Annotated in this window: 22 protein-coding genes and 1 tRNA gene; 16 read left to right on the forward strand and 7 right to left on the reverse strand. The window is 71.1% G+C overall.

From position 1 onward, the window contains the following. The first annotated feature begins 9 nt into the window (after positions 1 to 9). Positions 10 to 462: a DUF309 domain-containing protein gene (locus ACX1D3_RS07785; RefSeq protein ID WP_458996410.1), complete on the forward strand. Its 453-nt coding sequence runs from the start codon at positions 10 to 12 to the stop codon at positions 460 to 462. Here the strand turns inward: ACX1D3_RS07785 and ACX1D3_RS07790 are convergent. Then, positions 369 to 1,385: an EamA family transporter gene (locus ACX1D3_RS07790; protein WP_458996411.1), complete on the reverse strand. Its 1,017-nt coding sequence runs from the start codon at positions 1,383 to 1,385 to the stop codon at positions 369 to 371. The two genes, ACX1D3_RS07785 and ACX1D3_RS07790, sit on opposite strands and share 94 nt — an antisense overlap. Before the next feature lie 68 nt (positions 1,386 to 1,453). Between ACX1D3_RS07790 and ACX1D3_RS07795 the strand changes: the two genes are divergently transcribed. Next, positions 1,454 to 2,326, forward strand: a complete 873-nt coding sequence (locus ACX1D3_RS07795) for a LysR family transcriptional regulator (RefSeq protein ID WP_458996412.1) — start codon at positions 1,454 to 1,456, stop codon at positions 2,324 to 2,326. Positions 2,327 to 2,368: 42 nt separating this feature from the next. Here ACX1D3_RS07795 and ACX1D3_RS07800 read toward each other — a convergent pair whose 3' ends face one another. Further along, positions 2,369 to 3,721 carry a nicotinate phosphoribosyltransferase gene (locus ACX1D3_RS07800; RefSeq protein ID WP_458996413.1) on the reverse strand — a complete coding sequence of 451 codons (1,353 nt, stop codon included), beginning with the start codon at positions 3,719 to 3,721 and terminating at the stop codon, positions 2,369 to 2,371. Between the two features lie 23 nt (positions 3,722 to 3,744). Here ACX1D3_RS07800 and clpS point away from each other — a divergent pair, with 23 nt between their 5' ends. From clpS to ACX1D3_RS07845, 9 genes are read left to right on the forward strand one after another with little or no spacing between them, the layout of a single operon-like run. Then, complete coding sequence (gene clpS / locus ACX1D3_RS07805) at positions 3,745 to 4,038, forward strand: ATP-dependent Clp protease adapter ClpS (RefSeq protein WP_458996414.1); 294 nt, start codon at positions 3,745 to 3,747, stop codon at positions 4,036 to 4,038. Next, positions 4,035 to 4,622: a DUF2017 family protein gene (locus ACX1D3_RS07810; RefSeq protein WP_458996415.1), complete on the forward strand. Its 588-nt coding sequence runs from the start codon at positions 4,035 to 4,037 to the stop codon at positions 4,620 to 4,622. The genes clpS and ACX1D3_RS07810 overlap by 4 nt, the downstream gene beginning before the upstream one ends. Further along, positions 4,615 to 5,457, forward strand: coding sequence for a glutamate racemase (gene murI, locus ACX1D3_RS07815; RefSeq protein ID WP_458996416.1), 843 nt, complete (start codon positions 4,615 to 4,617; stop codon positions 5,455 to 5,457). The genes ACX1D3_RS07810 and murI overlap by 8 nt, the downstream gene beginning before the upstream one ends. Before the next feature lie 5 nt (positions 5,458 to 5,462). Next, positions 5,463 to 6,188, forward strand: coding sequence for a ribonuclease PH (rph, locus tag ACX1D3_RS07820; RefSeq protein WP_458996417.1), 726 nt, complete (start codon positions 5,463 to 5,465; stop codon positions 6,186 to 6,188). Between the two features lie 2 nt (positions 6,189 to 6,190). Next, the gene (rdgB, locus tag ACX1D3_RS07825) at positions 6,191 to 6,808 is read left to right on the forward strand and encodes an RdgB/HAM1 family non-canonical purine NTP pyrophosphatase (protein ID WP_458996503.1); all 618 of its coding nucleotides are present in this window, start codon (positions 6,191 to 6,193) and stop codon (positions 6,806 to 6,808) included. After that, positions 6,805 to 7,617 (forward strand): thymidylate synthase, encoded by an 813-nt coding sequence (locus ACX1D3_RS07830; protein WP_458996418.1) that lies wholly within the window; start codon positions 6,805 to 6,807, stop codon positions 7,615 to 7,617. The genes rdgB and ACX1D3_RS07830 overlap by 4 nt, the downstream gene beginning before the upstream one ends. An 18-nt stretch (positions 7,618 to 7,635) precedes the next feature. Then, complete coding sequence (locus ACX1D3_RS07835; protein ID WP_458996419.1) at positions 7,636 to 8,493, forward strand: DUF1707 SHOCT-like domain-containing protein; 858 nt, start codon at positions 7,636 to 7,638, stop codon at positions 8,491 to 8,493. Further along, complete coding sequence (locus ACX1D3_RS07840; protein WP_458996420.1) at positions 8,490 to 8,969, forward strand: dihydrofolate reductase; 480 nt, start codon at positions 8,490 to 8,492, stop codon at positions 8,967 to 8,969. The genes ACX1D3_RS07835 and ACX1D3_RS07840 overlap by 4 nt, the downstream gene beginning before the upstream one ends. Before the next feature lie 7 nt (positions 8,970 to 8,976). Further along, positions 8,977 to 10,308, forward strand: a complete 1,332-nt coding sequence (locus tag ACX1D3_RS07845; RefSeq protein ID WP_458996421.1) for a DNA polymerase IV — start codon at positions 8,977 to 8,979, stop codon at positions 10,306 to 10,308. A gap of 4 nt (positions 10,309 to 10,312) precedes the next feature. Here ACX1D3_RS07845 and ACX1D3_RS07850 read toward each other — a convergent pair whose 3' ends face one another. After that, positions 10,313 to 11,623 carry a DUF2254 domain-containing protein gene (locus tag ACX1D3_RS07850; RefSeq protein WP_458996422.1) on the reverse strand — a complete coding sequence of 437 codons (1,311 nt, stop codon included), beginning with the start codon at positions 11,621 to 11,623 and terminating at the stop codon, positions 10,313 to 10,315. 41 nt (positions 11,624 to 11,664) lie between these two features. On the opposite strand from ACX1D3_RS07850, the gene thpR reads away from it, so the two are divergent. From thpR to ACX1D3_RS07875, 5 genes are all read left to right on the forward strand, one after another. Further along, entirely contained in the window at positions 11,665 to 12,234 is a 570-nt protein-coding gene (thpR, locus tag ACX1D3_RS07855) for an RNA 2',3'-cyclic phosphodiesterase (RefSeq protein ID WP_458996423.1), read from the forward strand. Between the two features lie 19 nt (positions 12,235 to 12,253). Then, positions 12,254 to 12,335: transfer RNA gene (locus ACX1D3_RS07860), tRNA-Leu, on the forward strand. Positions 12,336 to 12,442: 107 nt separating this feature from the next. Continuing rightward, positions 12,443 to 12,748 (forward strand): hypothetical protein, encoded by a 306-nt coding sequence (locus tag ACX1D3_RS07865; RefSeq protein ID WP_458996424.1) that lies wholly within the window; start codon positions 12,443 to 12,445, stop codon positions 12,746 to 12,748. Further along, positions 12,745 to 12,987 (forward strand): hypothetical protein, encoded by a 243-nt coding sequence (locus ACX1D3_RS07870; RefSeq protein WP_458996425.1) that lies wholly within the window; start codon positions 12,745 to 12,747, stop codon positions 12,985 to 12,987. Before ACX1D3_RS07865 ends, ACX1D3_RS07870 begins: the two co-directional genes overlap by 4 nt. Then, complete coding sequence (locus ACX1D3_RS07875) at positions 12,984 to 13,340, forward strand: hypothetical protein (RefSeq protein ID WP_458996426.1); 357 nt, start codon at positions 12,984 to 12,986, stop codon at positions 13,338 to 13,340. The genes ACX1D3_RS07870 and ACX1D3_RS07875 overlap by 4 nt, the downstream gene beginning before the upstream one ends. A gap of 735 nt (positions 13,341 to 14,075) precedes the next feature. Here the strand turns inward: ACX1D3_RS07875 and ACX1D3_RS07880 are convergent. The 4 genes from ACX1D3_RS07880 to ACX1D3_RS07895 form a co-directional block, all read right to left on the reverse strand. Continuing rightward, positions 14,076 to 15,299, reverse strand: a complete 1,224-nt coding sequence (locus ACX1D3_RS07880; RefSeq protein WP_458996427.1) for a phage major capsid protein — start codon at positions 15,297 to 15,299, stop codon at positions 14,076 to 14,078. A gap of 262 nt (positions 15,300 to 15,561) precedes the next feature. Beyond that, positions 15,562 to 15,822 (reverse strand): hypothetical protein, encoded by a 261-nt coding sequence (locus ACX1D3_RS07885; RefSeq protein ID WP_458996428.1) that lies wholly within the window; start codon positions 15,820 to 15,822, stop codon positions 15,562 to 15,564. After that, entirely contained in the window at positions 15,819 to 16,067 is a 249-nt protein-coding gene (locus tag ACX1D3_RS07890) for a hypothetical protein (protein WP_458996429.1), read from the reverse strand. Before ACX1D3_RS07890 ends, ACX1D3_RS07885 begins: the two co-directional genes overlap by 4 nt. 163 nt (positions 16,068 to 16,230) lie before the next feature. Continuing rightward, positions 16,231 to 16,506 (reverse strand): hypothetical protein, encoded by a 276-nt coding sequence (locus tag ACX1D3_RS07895; protein WP_458996430.1) that lies wholly within the window; start codon positions 16,504 to 16,506, stop codon positions 16,231 to 16,233. Between the last annotated feature and the right edge of the window lie 134 nt (positions 16,507 to 16,640).

Genomic DNA, 16,640 nt, shown 5'->3' on the forward strand with positions numbered 1-16,640 from the left:
GAGGCTGCGATGCGTGACCGTGATCCCTCGGGCCGCGCACGTCAGGCCCGGCCGCGGGACGAGCTGGGCCGGCCGCTGCCCTACGGGGCTGCAGGGGTGGAGCCGGTGTCCGAGGAGCCGCTACCTCCCCTCGAGTCGCTGGAGGCCGCGCGGGATCTCCTCAGGCAGGGCAGGCCTTTCTCCGCCCACGAGGTGCTGGAGGCCCGCTGGAAGGCGTGCCCGGCAGAGGAGCGGGACCTGTGGCAGGGGCTCGCCCAGCTGTGCGTGGGCCTCACCCATGCGGCGCGGGGGAACCGGACAGGGGCGCTGCGGCTCGTGGAGCGGGGCGCGGGCCACCTTGATGCCCACCGTGCCGGCGGCGGGCCGCTCTACGGGCTCGACCTGTCCGCCGTGGTCGCGGCGGCTCGGAGCCGGGTGACCGGTGCGCAGCCTGGCCCAGACGACGACTCCAGCTTCCTGTGACCCCTCTCTGACCTGCGCGGTGGTGCCGCACTGACGGCAAGGACGTTGGTGGCGATGATGATGGCGATGCCGACAAGCTCGTGCAACGCCAGCGCCTGACCCAGGAGGACAAGTCCGGCCACAGCTGCAAGGGCGGGTTGTGCACTGGACAGGAGCGCGAACACTCGTGGGGGGACGGTACGTAGTGCGATGAGATCGGCAGCGTAGGGAACCACCGACGACAACAGGCCGGTGACCAGGACCCGCCCGACGGTGGCCGGATCCCAGCCGCCGTTCACGGCGACGATGATGACGACCGGCAGGTATCCCACCGCACACAGAGCGCTGGCCAGGGCGGGGGCCTGCAACCCGGGAAGGCGAGCCCCGACCACACGGTTCAGCACGATGTATCCCGCCCAACAGGCGCCGGCAAGCAACCCGAGCACGAGCCCCCACAGGTCGCTGGCAGGCCCTGGCAGGATCAGGACGTACACCCCAAGCGCAGCCACGACGGCGGTGATCCTGTGCGACCTCGTCCTGGAGGTGAGCAGTGCCACGACGAGTGGGCCGACGAACTCCAGCGTGATTGCCAAGGCAAGACCGATCCGGTCGATGGCTGTGTACAGCGACAGGTTCATGCTGGCGAACACCAGCGCCAACAGCAGCGAGGGCCACCACTGCGCCCAGGTCAACTCCCGGATACGGGGACGGGCCAACGGCAGCAGCAGCGCCGCGGCCACCACCTGACGTCCGGCGACCACTCCGGCCGGCCCCACTGCCTCGAAGGCCTGGGCTCCCAGACCGGCCCCCACCTGGTTGCTGGCGGCGCCGACCAACACCGTCATCACACCCCGCCGACCGGGGATGCGGCTCGGGTCAGGCGATGTGCCGACGTCCCGTGCCGAGCCCGCGGGACCGGACGACGTGCTCATGGCGGTGTTCATGCCGCACAGACTGGCCACCGCGCGTCGTATGGCGAAATGCGTCAGGCAGCGGGTTATACACTCCTCGTATGGCAGTGGAGGTGCGTCACCTGAGGGCGCTGCTCGGCGTCGTGGACGAGGGCACATTCACCGACGCGGCCATCCTCCTGGGAACCTCCCAGGCTTCCGTGTCCCGCACCGTGGCAGCCCTGGAGGGCCTCCTCGGTGTCCGGCTGGTCCAGCGGACCAACCGCGGCGCCGTGCCCACGCCGGCCGGTCTCCGGGTCGCCACCCATGCCCGCCGCGTGCTTGAGGAGATCGATGCCCTGACCAGACTCGCCGTTGAGACTCCCACCGAGGTACGCGTGGGATATGCGTGGTCAGCGCTGGGTCGCCACACCACCACTCTGCAACACCGATGGTCGGCCACGCACCCCGGCTCGGCCCTCGTCTTCATCCAGTCCACCACGACCACGGCCGGCCTGCTGGAAGGCACGGTCGAGATCGCGGTCACACGCCGCCCACTTCAGGACCCCCGCTTCGCCACCAGGCCGGTCGGTGTCGAGGCCCGCTTCGCCGCGCTGCCCGTCGACCATCCGCTGGCACACCACCGCTCCCTGCGCCTGCGTGACTTCACCGGTGCCACGATCGCCGTCGACGCCCGCACCGGAACCACCACCGGAGATCTCTGGCCACCCGGGGCAGCACCGGCGGCCACCCGAGACACCCACACCGTGGACGAGTGGCTCACGCTGATAGCTGCCGGACAGGCGCTCGGGATCACCACCGAAGCCACTACCTGGCAACACCCACGACCCGGCATCGCGTACCGGCCACTCCGCGACGCCCCGCCCGTCACAGTCCTGTTGGCGTGGTGGCGCGACGCCCCGCCCGCGGCCGTCGGGGCACTCGCGCAGCTGGCGTCCGAGCTCTACGACAGCGACGGGGACGGCGGCCGCTAGCCGCGCGAGTGCCACTCGCACGGAACGGGCGACGCCGTCGCGTCAGATGTTGTGCACCACCGGGGCCGCCTGGTACGGGTTGGTGGTCTCGTCGCCGGTCTCGTCGAGGATCAGGGTCTCCAGCGCGGGCTCGCCCTTCGAGATCCGCAGCGCACCCACGGGGAGCTCGGCGAGCGACGCCGCGTGCCTGCGGCGCGCGTCCTCGAGCGTGGCGCTGTAGACCACCTGGCCCCGCACGATCACGGGGACGAGCAGGTCCCGGTCGTTGCCGTCGTTGGCCGGAGGCGTGCCCAGCCCGATGACCTCGGTCTCGGCCCTGCCGTCGGCGCCGCGGCGGCGCATCGCGAACTTGCGGCCGCCGAGCGTGTTCTTGCCCTTGGACTTCTTCGCCACCGGCGTCATGTGGGCGTCCGGCGCGTCCGAGTCCGCGCGGGCCACCAGCTTGTAGACGAAGCCGCAGGTGGGATGCCCGGAGCCGGTGACCAGCGCGGTGCCCACGCCGTACCCGTCGACGGGGGCGCCCTGCAGCGCGGCGATCTGCCACTCGTCGAGGTCCGAGGTGACCATGATCCGGGTGTGTGTTGCGCCCAGGTCGTCGAGGAGGTCGCGCGCCTGCCGGGCCACGATGGCCAGGTCCCCCGAGTCGAGCCGGATCGCGCCGAGGCGACCCTCGGTGAGCTCGACGCCCAGCCGGATCGCCTCGGCGATGTCGTAGGTGTCCACCAGCAGCGTCGTCGAGTCCCCCAGGGTGGCGAGCTGCGCGCGGAAGGCGTCCTCCTCCGTGTCGTGCAGCAGGGTGAAGGAGTGGGCGGCGGTGCCGATGGTGGGCACGCCGTAGCTGCGGCCGGCCTCGAGGTTGGAGGTGGAGGCGAAGCCCGCCACGTACGCGGCCCGCGCGGCGGCGACTGCGGACCACTCCTGCGTGCGCCGCGACCCCATCTCGGCGCACGGCCGGTCGCCAGCCATCGAGGTCATGCGGGAGGCGGCCGCCGCGATGGCCGAGTCGTGGTTGTAGATGGCCAGCAGGACCGTCTCCAGCAGGCAGGCCTCGGCGAACGTCCCCTCCACCGACAGCACGGGGGAGCCGGGGAAGTACACCTCTCCTTCGGGATAGCCCCAGATGTCGCCGTTGAACCGGTAGTCCGCCAGCCACTCGGCCAGGTTGTCCTGGATGATCCGGCGCTCGAGCAGCCAGCTCAGTTCGGCCTCGTCGAAGCGGAACCGCTCGATGGCCTCCACCGCGCGCCCCAGCCCCGCCGCCACCCCGTAGCGGCGACCCTCCGGGAGACGCCTCGTGAAGAGGTCGAAGAGGCTGCGCCGGTTGGCCGTGCCCGCGTTCATCGCGGCCTGCACCATGGTGAGCTCGTAGTGGTCTGTGAGCAGCGCGGTGGTCATGGACCGCACCCTATCCTGGGGCCATGAGCAGTGCAGGCGATGGCGGAGTCGAGATTCTCGAGGCGCCCGCGGAGGAGGCCCTGACCGTGGGCCAGTGGGTCACCATCGTCTGGGACGACCCGGTCAACCTCATGAGCTACGTCACCTACGTGTTCCAGGAGTACTTCAAGTACCCGCTCGAGAAGGCCGAGGAGTTGATGCTGAAGGTGCACCACGAGGGCAAGGCGGTGGTCTCCACCGGCAACCGCGAGGCGATGGAGCGCGACGTGCTGGCCATGCAGGGCTACAACCTGTGGGCCTCGATGGAGCAGTCATGACGATGTTGGAGCCTGAGGACATCGTCTGGGCCTTCGACGGCCGCGACGGCCGAGGCGACGGCCTGCGCAACATGATCGAGCTGTACGCCTCCCAGGTGGGCGAGCTCCTGCCCGCGGAGAGCGACGACGCCTTCGAGCAGATCGTCGCCGACCTCGCCGACGATCCCACCAACCGCATGCTCGGCAATCCCCGCCTGGTCAGGCTGTTCCCGCCCGCGATGCCGGTGGCGAAGGACGCGGACGACTTCTGGCGGGACTCCATCCACAGCCAGGCGAGGGCCCGTGTGGCCGCGGCGCGCGGCGTCGTCGAAGACCTCGACGGCTGGGACGGGTACGTGCCCGTGCCGCTGGGCAGGGTCGACGACTGGGCGAAGGTCCTGGGGGCGCTGCGGCTCTTCTGGTACACCGAGCTCGCCGGCCCGGAACGCCTCGCCCAGCCCGAGGCCACCGACGTCGACTCGGGCCTCCACGACCTCATCGAGTGGCTGGGCTACCTCCTGGAGGACCTGATGGAATCGCGCGACACGTGCCTGCGGCTGGGCGCCAGCCTCGACCCGCTGGACTTCGAGCCCGCCGATGACTAGGGACCTGATCGAGCGGCCCATCGGCGTGTTCGACTCCGGCTTCGGCGGGCTCACGGTGCTGCGCTCGCTCGTCGAACAGCTGCCCAACGAGGACTTCCTCTACCTCGGCGACACCGCCCGGGCGCCCTACGGCCCCCGCTCGATCGCCGAGGTGCGGGCCTTCGCCCTCGAGGGGCTGGACTTCCTCGTCGCCCAGGGCGTGAAGGCCCTGGTCATCGCGTGCAACTCCGCGTCGTCGGCGGTGCTGCGCGACGCCCGCGAGCGCTACGACGTGCCCATCACCGAGGTGGTGCTGCCCGCGGCGAGCCGCGCCGTCGCGGCCACCCGCAACGGCCGGGTCGCGGTGGTGGCCACGGAGTCGACGGTGAACTCCCGCTCCTACGACGACGCGTTCGCCATCGCCCCCCACATCACCCTGACGGCACAGGCCTGCCCGCTCTTCGTCGAGTTCGTCGAGGCCGGCATCACCGGAGGCGACGAGCTGCTGGACGTGGCCCGCGACTACCTGGCCCCCGTCGCCAAGGCGCAGGCGGACACGCTGATCCTCGGCTGCACGCACTACCCGCTGCTGAGCGGCGTAATCAGCTATGTGCTGGGCAACGGCGTGACCCTGGTGTCGTCGGCGGAGGCGTGCGCGCAGTCCACCTACTCGCAGCTCACCCAGGCCGGCCTGCTGCGCCACCAGCCCCGGGAGGCCACGCGGCGCTTCTTCACCACGGGGGACGCGTCGGACTTCCAGGGCATCGGCCGGAGGCTGCTGGGTGGGTTCGTGACCCACGTGGAGCATGTCGAGATCGGGACGGATTCGCGCCCCGCCGCCGCCCCGGTAGGTTAGACGTCATGACGTTCAGCCGTGGCGATGGCCGCGCCCCCGATGCCCTGCGCCAGGTGCGCATCACCCGCAGCTGGCTGGATCACGCCGAGGGATCCGTGCTGGTGGAGTTCGGCCGCACCCGCGTGCTGGTCGCGGCCTCCGTCACCGTCGGGGTTCCCCGCTGGCGCAAGGGCTCGGGCCTGGGCTGGGTCACGGCCGAGTACGCCATGCTGCCCCGCGCCACGCACACGCGCTCGGACCGGGAGTCCGTCAAGGGCCGCCTCGGCGGCCGCACCCATGAGATCTCCCGCCTCATCGGCCGCTCGCTCCGCGCCGTCGTGGACTACAAGGCGCTGGGGGAGAACACCATCGTGCTGGACTGCGACGTGCTGCAGGCCGACGGGGGCACCCGCACCGCCGCCATCACCGGGGCGTACGTGGCCCTGGCGGACGCCGTGGCGCACCTGCGCGGGCTGGGCGCGCTGAAGGGCGAGCCGCTCACGGACTCCGTGGCGGCCGTGTCCGTGGGCTTCAATGCCGACGGGGTGGCCCTGCTGGACCTCAACTACGAGGAGGACTCCGCCGCGGGCACGGACATGAACATCGTGATGACCGGGTCCGGGGCCTTCATCGAGGTGCAGGGCACCGCCGAGGGCACGCCCTTCTCCCGCGACGAGCTCGGCGCCCTGCTCGACCTCGGCACCGTCGGCTGCGCGGAGCTCACCCGCCTGCAGCGCGAGGCCCTCGCGTGAGGCTGCCGGAGAAGCTGGTGCTGGCCACCAACAATCCGAAGAAGCTCGCCGAGCTGCGCCGCATCCTCGCCGCCGAGGGCGTGGGGGTGGAGGTGCTGGGCCTGGGCGAGGTGGCCCACTACCCGGAGCCGGCGGAGACCGAGCGCACGTTCGAGGGCAACGCGTTCCTCAAGGCCTCCGCCGCCGCCCGCGAGACCGGCCTGGTGGCGGTGGCCGACGATTCGGGCCTCGAGGTGGACGAGCTCAACGGCATGCCCGGGGTGCGCTCGGCGCGCTGGGCCGGCCCTGCCTGCGACGACGAGGACAACAACCAGCTCCTCCTGGCCCAGCTCGACGGCGTGCCCGCCGAGCGGCGCACGGCGCGGTTCGTGTGCGCGCTGGCCATGGTCTCGCCAACCGGCGAACGCAGGGTGTGGCACGGGACGATGCCCGGGAGGATCGCGGAGGCGCCCGAGGGGGACCACGGCTTCGGCTACGACCCGCTGTTCATCCCCGCGGGCCTGGCCGTGTCGTCGGCGGAACTGACCGCCGAGGAGAAGGACTCGATCAGCCACCGCGGCAACGCGGTGCGCGGCTTCGTGGGCTACCTCAAGCAGCTGGCACGGGAGGGCGCGGCATGAAGCAGTACCTGGACCTGCTGAGACACATCACCGACACGGGAGTCGACAAGGCGGACCGCACCGGAACCGGCACCCGCTCGGTGTTCGGCTACCAGATGCGCTTCGACCTCTCGGCCGGATTCCCGCTGCTCACCACGAAGCGGGTGCACACGCGCTCCGTCTTCGGGGAGCTGCTGTGGTTCCTTCGCGGCGACACCAACGTGGCGTGGCTGCACGAGAACAACATCACCATCTGGGACGAGTGGGCCGACGCCGACGGCAACCTCGGCCCGGTCTACGGGTACCAGTGGCGGAGCTGGCCCACGCCGGACGGCCGCCACATCGACCAGCTGGCCGCGGTCGTCGAGTCCATCCGGACCAGGCCGGACTCGCGGCGCCACATCGTCTCGGCCTGGAACGTGGCGGACGTGGACGAGATGGCGCTGCCGCCGTGTCACGCGCTGTTCCAGTTCTATGTGGCGCCGGCGGACGACGGCGGGCCGGCCCGCCTCAGCTGCCAGCTGTACCAGCGCTCGGCGGACGTGTTCCTGGGCGTGCCGTTCAACATCGCCTCCTATGCGCTCCTCACGCACCTCGTCGCGCAGGTCACCGGCCTGCGGGTGGGCGAGTTCGTCCACACCCTGGGCGACGCGCACATCTACGCCAACCACGTGGACCAGGTGGCCGAGCAGCTCACCAGGGAGCCGCGGCCGCTGCCCCACCTGCGGCTCAATCCGGCGGTCACCGAGCTGGACGCGTTCACGCTGGCCGACATCGAGCTGCTGGGCTACGACCCCCACCCGGCCATCAAGGCGCCCATCGCCGTGTAGGCGGCTACCCTGTCCGTCATGAGCGAACTGCGGCCGTCCTTCCAGGAGCGGGACCGGTACCTCGACCTGCTGTCGGCCGCGTATGCGGATGGGCGGCTCGACGAGGCGGAGTTCGAGGTGCGCAGCAACGCGGTGCTGGCGGCGGTCACCCACCGCGACGCCATGGCCCAGTTCGCGGGCCTGCCGCAGCCCAACATCGTGCCTGTGCAGGCGCCGCCGGCGGCCTTCCGGCCGCAGCCCGCGCCGCCGGCGGCCTTCCAGCCCCTGCCGGCGGTGTACGACGGCTCGCCACCGGGCGGTGTAGGCCGCCGGACCCTGCTCGGCGTGGGTGCCGCCGCCGTGGGACTGGTGGCGCTGGGCGTCATCAGCTTCAGTGGGCCGACCATGATGGACTCCGACTCCGGTTTCCTGGGGGTGCCCGAGCCGGAGTGGGTGGGTGTGGTGGTGGACGCCGAGCCGATCTTCTTCGAGGGATGGGCGGAGACCTCCGCCATCCTGCGGGAGCAGAGCCTGGACTCGGTGAGCGCGCTGACCATCACCGTCGACGAGATCCGAGGGGTGGCCATGCAGGCCCGTTCGCCGGGCGAGGCGTCCCAGTTCTCCCGCCTGGGCTTCGACGCGGTCGAGGTGACGGCCTCGAGCCAGTCGGCTCCTGCGGAGTTGGTGGAACTCGACCTGATGGACACGCTGGTGCAGACGGGCCTGGACCAGGCGGGCGCCAACCTCACCGGCGCGATCAAGGAGGTCCGGTTGGAGTGGTCGGTCGCCGGCGAGCCGCGGGCGCGGGTCACGGCCACCGACTCGACGAGCGACGGCTGGGTTCTGGTGGACCCGGCGGGGAATGTGGTTGAGATGCAGCCGGTGGGACAGCGATGAGGATCGTGGCGATCGCGGCCGTGGCCGACAACTGGGTGATCGGCTCGGGCGAGGACATGCTCTGGCACATCCCCGAGGACTTCCGCCGGTTCAAGGGAGTCACCACCGGCAACACGGTCATCTTCGGGCGGCGCACGCACGAGCAGATCGGTCTGCTGCCCAACCGTCGGATCATCGTCGTCACGCGCGACCCTGACTGGACGGACGAGGGCGTGGAGGTGGCGCACTCCATCACCGAGGCCCTCGACCTGGCCGCCCAGACCCCCGAGCGCGTGTGCTTCGTCGGCGGAGGCTCCCAGATCTACGAGGCCGCGTGGCCGTACCTCACCGAGCTGGACATCACCCACGTCCATCAGGAGCCCGACGGCGGCGCACGCTTCCCCGTCATCTCCCCGCGGGAGTGGACCGAGGTCTCCCGCGAGGTGAGGCAGGGCTTCGACTTCACGCAGTACCGGCCCACGCCGGCCGCCGGCTGACGGGGCGATGGCGCGCCGCATCCTCCACCTCGACCTGGACGCCTTCTTCGCCGCCGTCGAGCAGCGCGACAAGCCCAGCCTGCGCGGCAAGGCCGTCGTCGTGGGCGGGGCTGGGCCCAGGGGCGTGGTGGCCACCGCGTCCTACGAGGCGAGGCGGTTCGGGGTGCGCTCCGCGATGTCCGGGGCCGAGGCGCGCCGCCGGGCGCCGAACGCGGCCTTCCTCGGCGGCCGGTTCGAGGCGTACCGGGAGTCGTCGCGGATCGTGATGGCGCTGCTGCGTGAGGTGTCGCCGCTGGTGGAGCCGTTGAGCCTCGACGAGGCGTTCGTGGACCTCGGGCCGTCGGGGTGGGCCGACGGGGAGCTGCCGGAGCGCGTGGCCGCGCTGCGGGCCGAGCTCACCGCCCGCACCGAGGGGCTGACGGCGTCGGTGGGGGTGGGCTCCTCGAAGTTCCTGGCCAAGCTCGCTTCGGAGGCGGCCAAGCCGGACGGCGCACGCATCATGGACCCCGACGAGGAGCTCGACTTCCTGGCGCAGCTGCCGGTGCGGGCCATCCCGGGGGTGGGGCCGGCGACCGAGCAGCGGCTGTCCGCCATCGGCGTGCGGACCGTCGTGGACCTGCGCGCCGCCGACGGCGCCGAGCTGATCCGGGAGCTGGGTCAGGCCGCCGGAGAGGGGCTGGCCGCGCTCGCCTGGGGCCGCGACACCCGCGCGGTGCAGCCCCAGCGGGACCCGAAGTCCATCTCGACGGAGGACACCTTCGCCACCGACCTCACGGACCGCGCCCAGCTGGAGGCGATCCTCCGCCGCGACGCCGCCGCCGTCGCCGCCCGGCTCAACCGCGCCGGCTACTTCGCGCGCACCGTCACCGTCAAGGTGCGGTTCCCGGACTTCACCACCCGCAGCGTGGCCCGGAGCCTCGGCGGCGCCACCGATGCCGTCGACGTCATCACCACCGCGGGCCTGGAGCTGCTCGGCGAGGTGGACGTGCGGGCCGGCGTGCGGCTGCTGGGCATCGGGGTGAGCAACTTCGCCACCTCGGCACAGGAACGGCTCTTCGGCGACGAGGAGGCGGCCTCGACGGTCACGGAGGTGAGCGCGGGGGAGGACGTGGGCCTGAGCGGGGTGCGCGGCCGCGGCTTCCACCCGGGCGCGGACGTCGTCCACGACGAGCATGGCCGCGGCTGGGTGTGGGGCGCGGGTCTGGGGAGGGTCACGGTGCGCTTCGAAACCCGCGCCACCGGTCCGGGGCCGATCAGGACCCTCTCCGTCGACGACCCGGCCCTCAGCCCCGCGGGCATCGACCCGCTGGTGCGCGCCGTCGTCGACGACGACGGGTGACGGCTCAGGGCTGCGCGGGGGGCTGGGCGGGAGACTCGGCCCGGCTCGTGGCCACGTAGCGCCTCAGCGCCGCCAGATCGGGCGTGGTGAGGTGGCCCTCGGCCTCCTCCACGAGTAGGTCGACGTGTCGGTCTGCCCGCGCGGCCAGCTCCGGGTCCACCGCCGCCACCCGGATCCTGGCGGCGAGGTCCACCAACGACTCCAGCACGATGCGGGCGTTCAGCGCGTAGGGACGGAGGTGCTCGAAGGGCATGTCGACGATCTCCGCGGCCGTCACGGGGCGGAGATACAGTCGTGGGGCCCCGTCGTCGTCGACCAGGATGGTGCCCGTGTCGGGCCGTGCTATGGCGGTCAGCACGCCCGCGGCCACCTCCTCGACCGCGTTGACGGCCGTGTACGGGTCGTTGGTGCCGGGTGACAGCGCCCGGACCGCGAGCTCCACCACCTGCTGCTGGGCGAACCGCACGTCCTGCTCTGTGGTCCTGGAGGGCCCCACGTGCACATGGTCGCGGACCCGGGGCCGCGCCACCTCGAGCGCCTCGGCGGGCCACACCAGGGCTAGCGGCTCGTCCTCCATCACCTGGTCCCCGACCCGCTTGAGCAACCGCACGGAGGTGGCGGTCTGGGTCATGTCCTCGGCCAGGGCGCGGAGGTCGATTCTGGTGAGGTAGCCCGCGCGGCCCAGGGTCACGACGGCGCCGCCCTCGGCCGGCGGATCGAAGCGGTCGACGTGCGGGTCGTCGGGGTCCAGCCAGTTGTCGAGGACCGCGCGGCGGAAGTCGTCGCGGGCACCCTTGACGAGGGTGTCGACCTGCACGGATCCCGCGATGTGGTGGATGAACCAGACGAACAGGAAGACGTCCACCACGCCCAGGGCGATGGCGCCGTTGACGGCGATGTGGGGCACGAAGGCGGAGCCGTCGTCGCTCGCGGAGCGGATGGTGCGCAGCACCATCAGCGTGTAGACGAACGTGGCCACCAGTACGCCCAGGACGATCTGGTTGTTGCGGTCGCGCATGAAGTTGCGCACCAGGCGCGGCCCGTAGGTGGTCGAGGTGGTGCTGATCACCGAGATGGTGATGGAGAACGCGGTGCCCGCGACGCCCAGGAAAGACGCCACGGCGGTGAGGAGGGCGCGCGCCCCGTCGACGCCGGTGTCGAACAGGAAGGCCTCCACCACACCCGGGAGGGGGAGGTCCGCGCGATCGGCCCACACCAGCAGTTGCGACGCCGCGATCGCCGCGGTGATGAACAGCGCGGGGATGAACCAGAACCGCTGAGGAACGTCTGACAACCAGCTGCGGAGTCTGCCCATGCCAGCAGGCTACCCACCGGCGCTCCCGTAGGCTGGTCTCCATGGGAGCGCGCATGTTCACCGCCGTTCTGCCGCCCGCCGCGGTGGTCGCGCAGATCGACGCACTGCTCGAACCACGCCGCGACGCCGACCCGTCGCTGCGGTGGAGCAGGCCCGAGGGGTGGCACGTGACGACGTCCTTCATGGGGGATGTGGAGGATGCGCGGGTGATGCGGCTCGAGGAGAACCTCGCGGAGGTCTCCGCGCACGCTGCGCCGTTCGACCTGCACCTCGTGGGCGGCCTGGCCTTCCCAGATGCGGCGAAGGCCCGGGTGCTCGCCCTGGCGGTCGACGCCGGGAGCGCCCAACTGTCCGCGCTGTCCGCGTCCTGCCGGGCCGCCGCGAGCCGGGCGGGGGTGGTCGCGGACGGCGCCCGCTTCGTCGCCCACCTCACCCTGGCCCGCCACAACCGGGGGCTGCCCGCGGTGCGCTGGCTGGACATCCTCGACTCGTTCCCCGGCTGGCGCTGGCGGGCCGAGGAGTTGTGCCTGGTCGAGTCCCTCCCGGGGGCGCGCTACGTGGTGGCGGCGCGGTTCCCACTGGGCACCGCGCCACGGGGTCGCCTAGACTGAGGCGCGCCCCTCGGGGCGAGCCGAAGTGGTGGAATTGGCAGACACGCAGGATTTAGGTTCCTGTGCCTTCGGGCGTGAGGGTTCAAGTCCCTTCTTCGGTACCGGTCCAATGTGGCTTTGACTAGGGTGTGAACCTCCTTTCGGGGTCGGTCTCCCGAACTCGTGCGACAAGCGTGCGATAGGCGGAACCGGCCGGGAAGGCTCGGCCATGTCCACCACACCAACCAACTCCCTCGGCAGCTCGCCACTGGGCGCCGATCACCCCGACGACGGCGGGAACCCGCTGTTCGTTGCTACTCCCCGTCGTGCGATGGGGTCGGCGCTCGTGTCGGCCGTCGGCGTCGAACGTCTGCTGAGGCTTGTGCTCGATGAGCTGTCGGCGTTGACCGGCAGGAAGTTCGAGCTGACGGTTACCTACGTCGAGTTGATCGAGGCGGCGCGCTCGGTCGAGGTCGATCTCGTCGGCCTCATCGAGGCGGCGGAGCACCAACTCGCGGCGGAGGTGTCCCGATGAGCATCATCACCACCACGCCGGAGTCCGCGCCGGTGGGCTCGCTGGAACACCTGCGGAACTGGCAAGACGTCGTGTCCCTACTGGCGATGGAACGGCGTGCCGAGCTCGGTGCTGCCGTCGAGCTGCTGCCGTTCGAGAGCGCGGAGCGTGTCCGGCTTGAACTGCTGCTGCTCGCGGTCGACAAGGCGGTTGCAGCTCAGGCGGCGTTCCGTGCCGAGTGCCAGGCGGTGGCGCGATGAGCGCCGGGGTCGAGGTCCGGGCCGATGAGCGGGTGCTCGAGGTCCGCCTACCGTCGTGGTTGACCGACGACGAGCGGGCCCGGATCGCTGAGGGGGTGCGCCTGCTCATCGAGTCACGGGGCCAGCTCAACGGGGTGGGCTACGCGGAGCGCGTCGCGGCTGAGGTCCGGCGGGTGATGGACGCGGACGGGCTCGACGAGGGGCACCTACGGCTGTTCCTGGGGTGCGCCAGAACCCGGGCGGCGGCGTTGTGGTCGGGGTGGCGGCCCTACAAGCTCGACGAGTTGGCGGCCGTGGCGGATGCTCTCGACGTGCCGCTCATGTCGTTGGCGGCGCCGGGGATGGAACACTAACTTTCGGCCACTCTGGGCGGGTCGATCCTTCGGGGTCGGCCCGTTCCGTGTGTCCAGGGGGTGCGGCTGGCGCATGGCACATTAGGGGCGTACCCGGATGACGGACCTAGCTGGCAACCGGCGGCGCTGTGTACCGTTCTGCGGGCCTCGGTCGTGGGTGCGTGCTCGTCAGCGGTGATGAGCCACGGGGCGCCAGGACGGGCGCGTGGCGGTGGTGGTGAGGGGTTCTGACCCTGGGGAGAGAGATTGAATATCCACCCCGCCGTGGTGATGATGCACCCCCAGAAAACAGGGGCCTCCACCTCGGACGGGTGCGGTTTCTTGACCAGGTGAACACCGGGACCGATCCGTCTTCATTCAATCTCTCTCCCCGGGTGGTTTTCTAGTGGGTGAGCCACGCAAGACGGCGCCGGCCTGCTCCCGCGGTGTGTACGACTCTCCAACTTCTTAGCGTTCCTGCGCCAGGTACGCGGCCTTGCGGCAGGCGGGCGAGCAGTAGCGCGACGTGCGTCGTTGGTACGTGTAGCGGGTCCCGCATGCGTTGCACAGTCGGGCGCGTATCCATGCCATCGGGTTGACCTCCTCCTAGATGGGGTGAGGGCCCCGAGTGTGTGACTCGGGGCCCTCGGTGTCGGCGCTGGCAGGGTCTACGGGCGAAAGGCTCCTCACCTGCCATCGTTCCCCCGGGCGGCGTCCAACAACTGCCGGCGCCGAGGGTGACGTTGACGCCGGGTCTTAGCTCGCTCCGCCCACGAACGCCTTCACGGCGCCGGTGGTGTCGACGAGGGCACCGTCAGCGCGGAGGATGCCGCGCCAGTAGATGTGATCGGTGTTGAACCCGTAGTCGAGGGAGCGCTCGAGGCGAACGCCCTTCACGACTCGGACGAACACCTTGGACATGTCACCGAACAGGACCGACTTCGCACCGAGGGCCACGGCGGGCACGTTCGGGTCCACGAACACCGGACGGCCCAGCAGGGTACCGGCGGCGCCGGGGTAGCCCAGCGGGACGTCCAGGTCGAACAGGTAGCGGTTCTGGGAGTCCTTGAGCTTCCGGACGGCGGCCAGGGTGGTGTTGCGCATGAGCCACGCGGCGGAGGTGCTGCGGGCGTACGCGGAGTTGACCGAGTGGTACAGGTCGATGAGGTTGTCCGCGGTGAACGCGCCGGCCGCGCCGGTGCCTCCGGTCACGCCGGTGGTCGCGGCGGCCAGGATGCCGGCGGGCTGTCCGGTGCCGTTGCCGTTGACCAGGTGGGCGCCGAGTCCGTTGCCGAGGGCGTCGCCGATCTGGGCGGAGATGTAGCCCTCCACGTCGAACGAGTTGTCCTCGGCGAGCTCGCGGGTGATCGAGGTGAGGAACGCGTACTTGAACGCGCCCAGTGTGGTGTTGCCGAGGGTGGGGTCTGACGCGGCGATCGGGTCACCCTCGGCCACGATGGCGGCCGAGCTGTCGGCGGTCGTCTTGGGGATCTTGAGCGACTCGCCAGAGTCGGTGGTCAGCAGGGTGGCCCCGGCGGACAGGATGGCGGAGTTCTCCACCATGTGGCGCACGAGCTGGTTGCCGAACGTGACGCCGACGTTGCCGGTGGTGGCCAGGGAGCGCGTGTTGACGCCCGATGCGATGCCGCCGAGGCGAAGGTCAATCGGGGCCATGGAGTTGGAGCGGACGGCGGCGCGGATGAGTCCGCCGATGCCGTTGCTGTCGTCGCGGCCGCCGCCCTCGGTGGACTCGATGCCGAGGTTCCGCAGTGACTCGGCCACGTCGTGGTCGCTCTGGGCGCGCTCGGCGATGCGGTCGATGCGGGCGCGAAGCGAGGTGAGTTCGCCGGTGATGCTGTCGTAGCGGGCCTGCTCTCCGGCGGTCAGGTCGCGGTGCTCGGCCTCGGCGCCATCGAGGATGGCCTGGGCCTGCGCCCAGATGGTCTGGCGCTGCTCGATGAGGTTGTGAACATTGGTCATGGTGTGGTTCCTGTCTGGATGTGCGCCAGCAGTGGCGCGAATGATGTGGGGGTGGGTGCGCTCGCGGCGTCTGACGGGGCCTTGTGGCCCTCGGTGCAGGTGGGTGTCTCCCTGCCTGCTCGTCGTCGCTCTCGCGGGCTTCCTCGTTCGCGTGGGGGTGGTTGGCGACCTGCCTCCGTGCGGTTCCGGTCGTCTCGGGTGCGTGACGCGCTGCCCTCGGTTGACCTGAATACAGGATAGCCCATCACGTCGACAAAGCGACTCATGCCGACGGGCCGGCTTCCGGCGTGTCGTCCGGCGGCCGGATGAACTCCATTGCGACACCCTCGAGTGCATCCTCGAGGGCGGCGCGCTCCCGGTCGTCGGCCGCTGCTACCTCGGCCATCAGCAGGGACCAGAGTTCAGCCATGGCAGGCACCTCGGCCCGGTTCCGGAGGTCCGCGAACGTCCGGACCACCAACCTCTTGTGAGGCAGTCGCGCCAGGATCACGCGCAACTCGTCGGTGCTCGTCTCGGTGCTCACCGGGCCACCTTCGGGCCGTGCCGGCGCTTCCCCCGATGGGTGGGCCACTTGTCGCCGTAGCGCGGGAAAACCGAGCACGGCGGCACGACGAGGGCTTGGCGTGCCGGGCGTGAGACTGCCGGCGCGGTCGCGGGGTCCGCCACCCCCAGTGCGCGGCACCGGCGGCACTTCTCCATCGTGTCGCCGCGGTCCCCGAGGAAGTGGTCAATCACGGGCCCGGGGCAGTCGTCGCGGTGAATCAGCATGTCGGCTCCTTCGTGTCGGTCGGTCGTTGATCGTCGGCGGGCGCGGTGCGTCCACAGTCGGGACACCACACCTCAGCGGTGCGGCGCCAGGACAGGCGCAGCAGCGGCGCGCGTCGTCGCTGGCACCGGGGCGCGTGGTCGATGGGCGGGGCGGTCGAGGCCATCAGCTGGCATCCTTCGTCGTCGTGGTCGTGGTGGGCGGGGTCCGGTCAACGGCTCCCCAGATTCCGTGCTTCTCATGGGCGCCGGCCGCGTGGCAGGCGTCGAGCGCCGGGCAGGACGGGCACCAGGCCAACAGCACGAACTCGCGCTCGTCGGCGTCCTCGGAGATCGGCAGCAACGAACCATGACAGGGCACTGTGCGGCCGTCGCGGGTCAGCTCTTGGAGTCGGTCACCGAGCAGGCGGTGGGCGTCGAGGGCAGCAGCGCGGCGGCTCATCGAGGGGCCTTGAGAGTGGTTTGGATGGGGTCTAGACCCACCCGCCCCCCTCTATAGAGGGGGGTGCGGGCGTGTAGGTCTGGGCGCGTGTAGGTCGTGTAGGTGTGCGTGTAGGTCTTTTCACGCTCACCAGG

The sequence above is a fragment of the Tessaracoccus yangjingae genome (assembly GCF_054483935.1).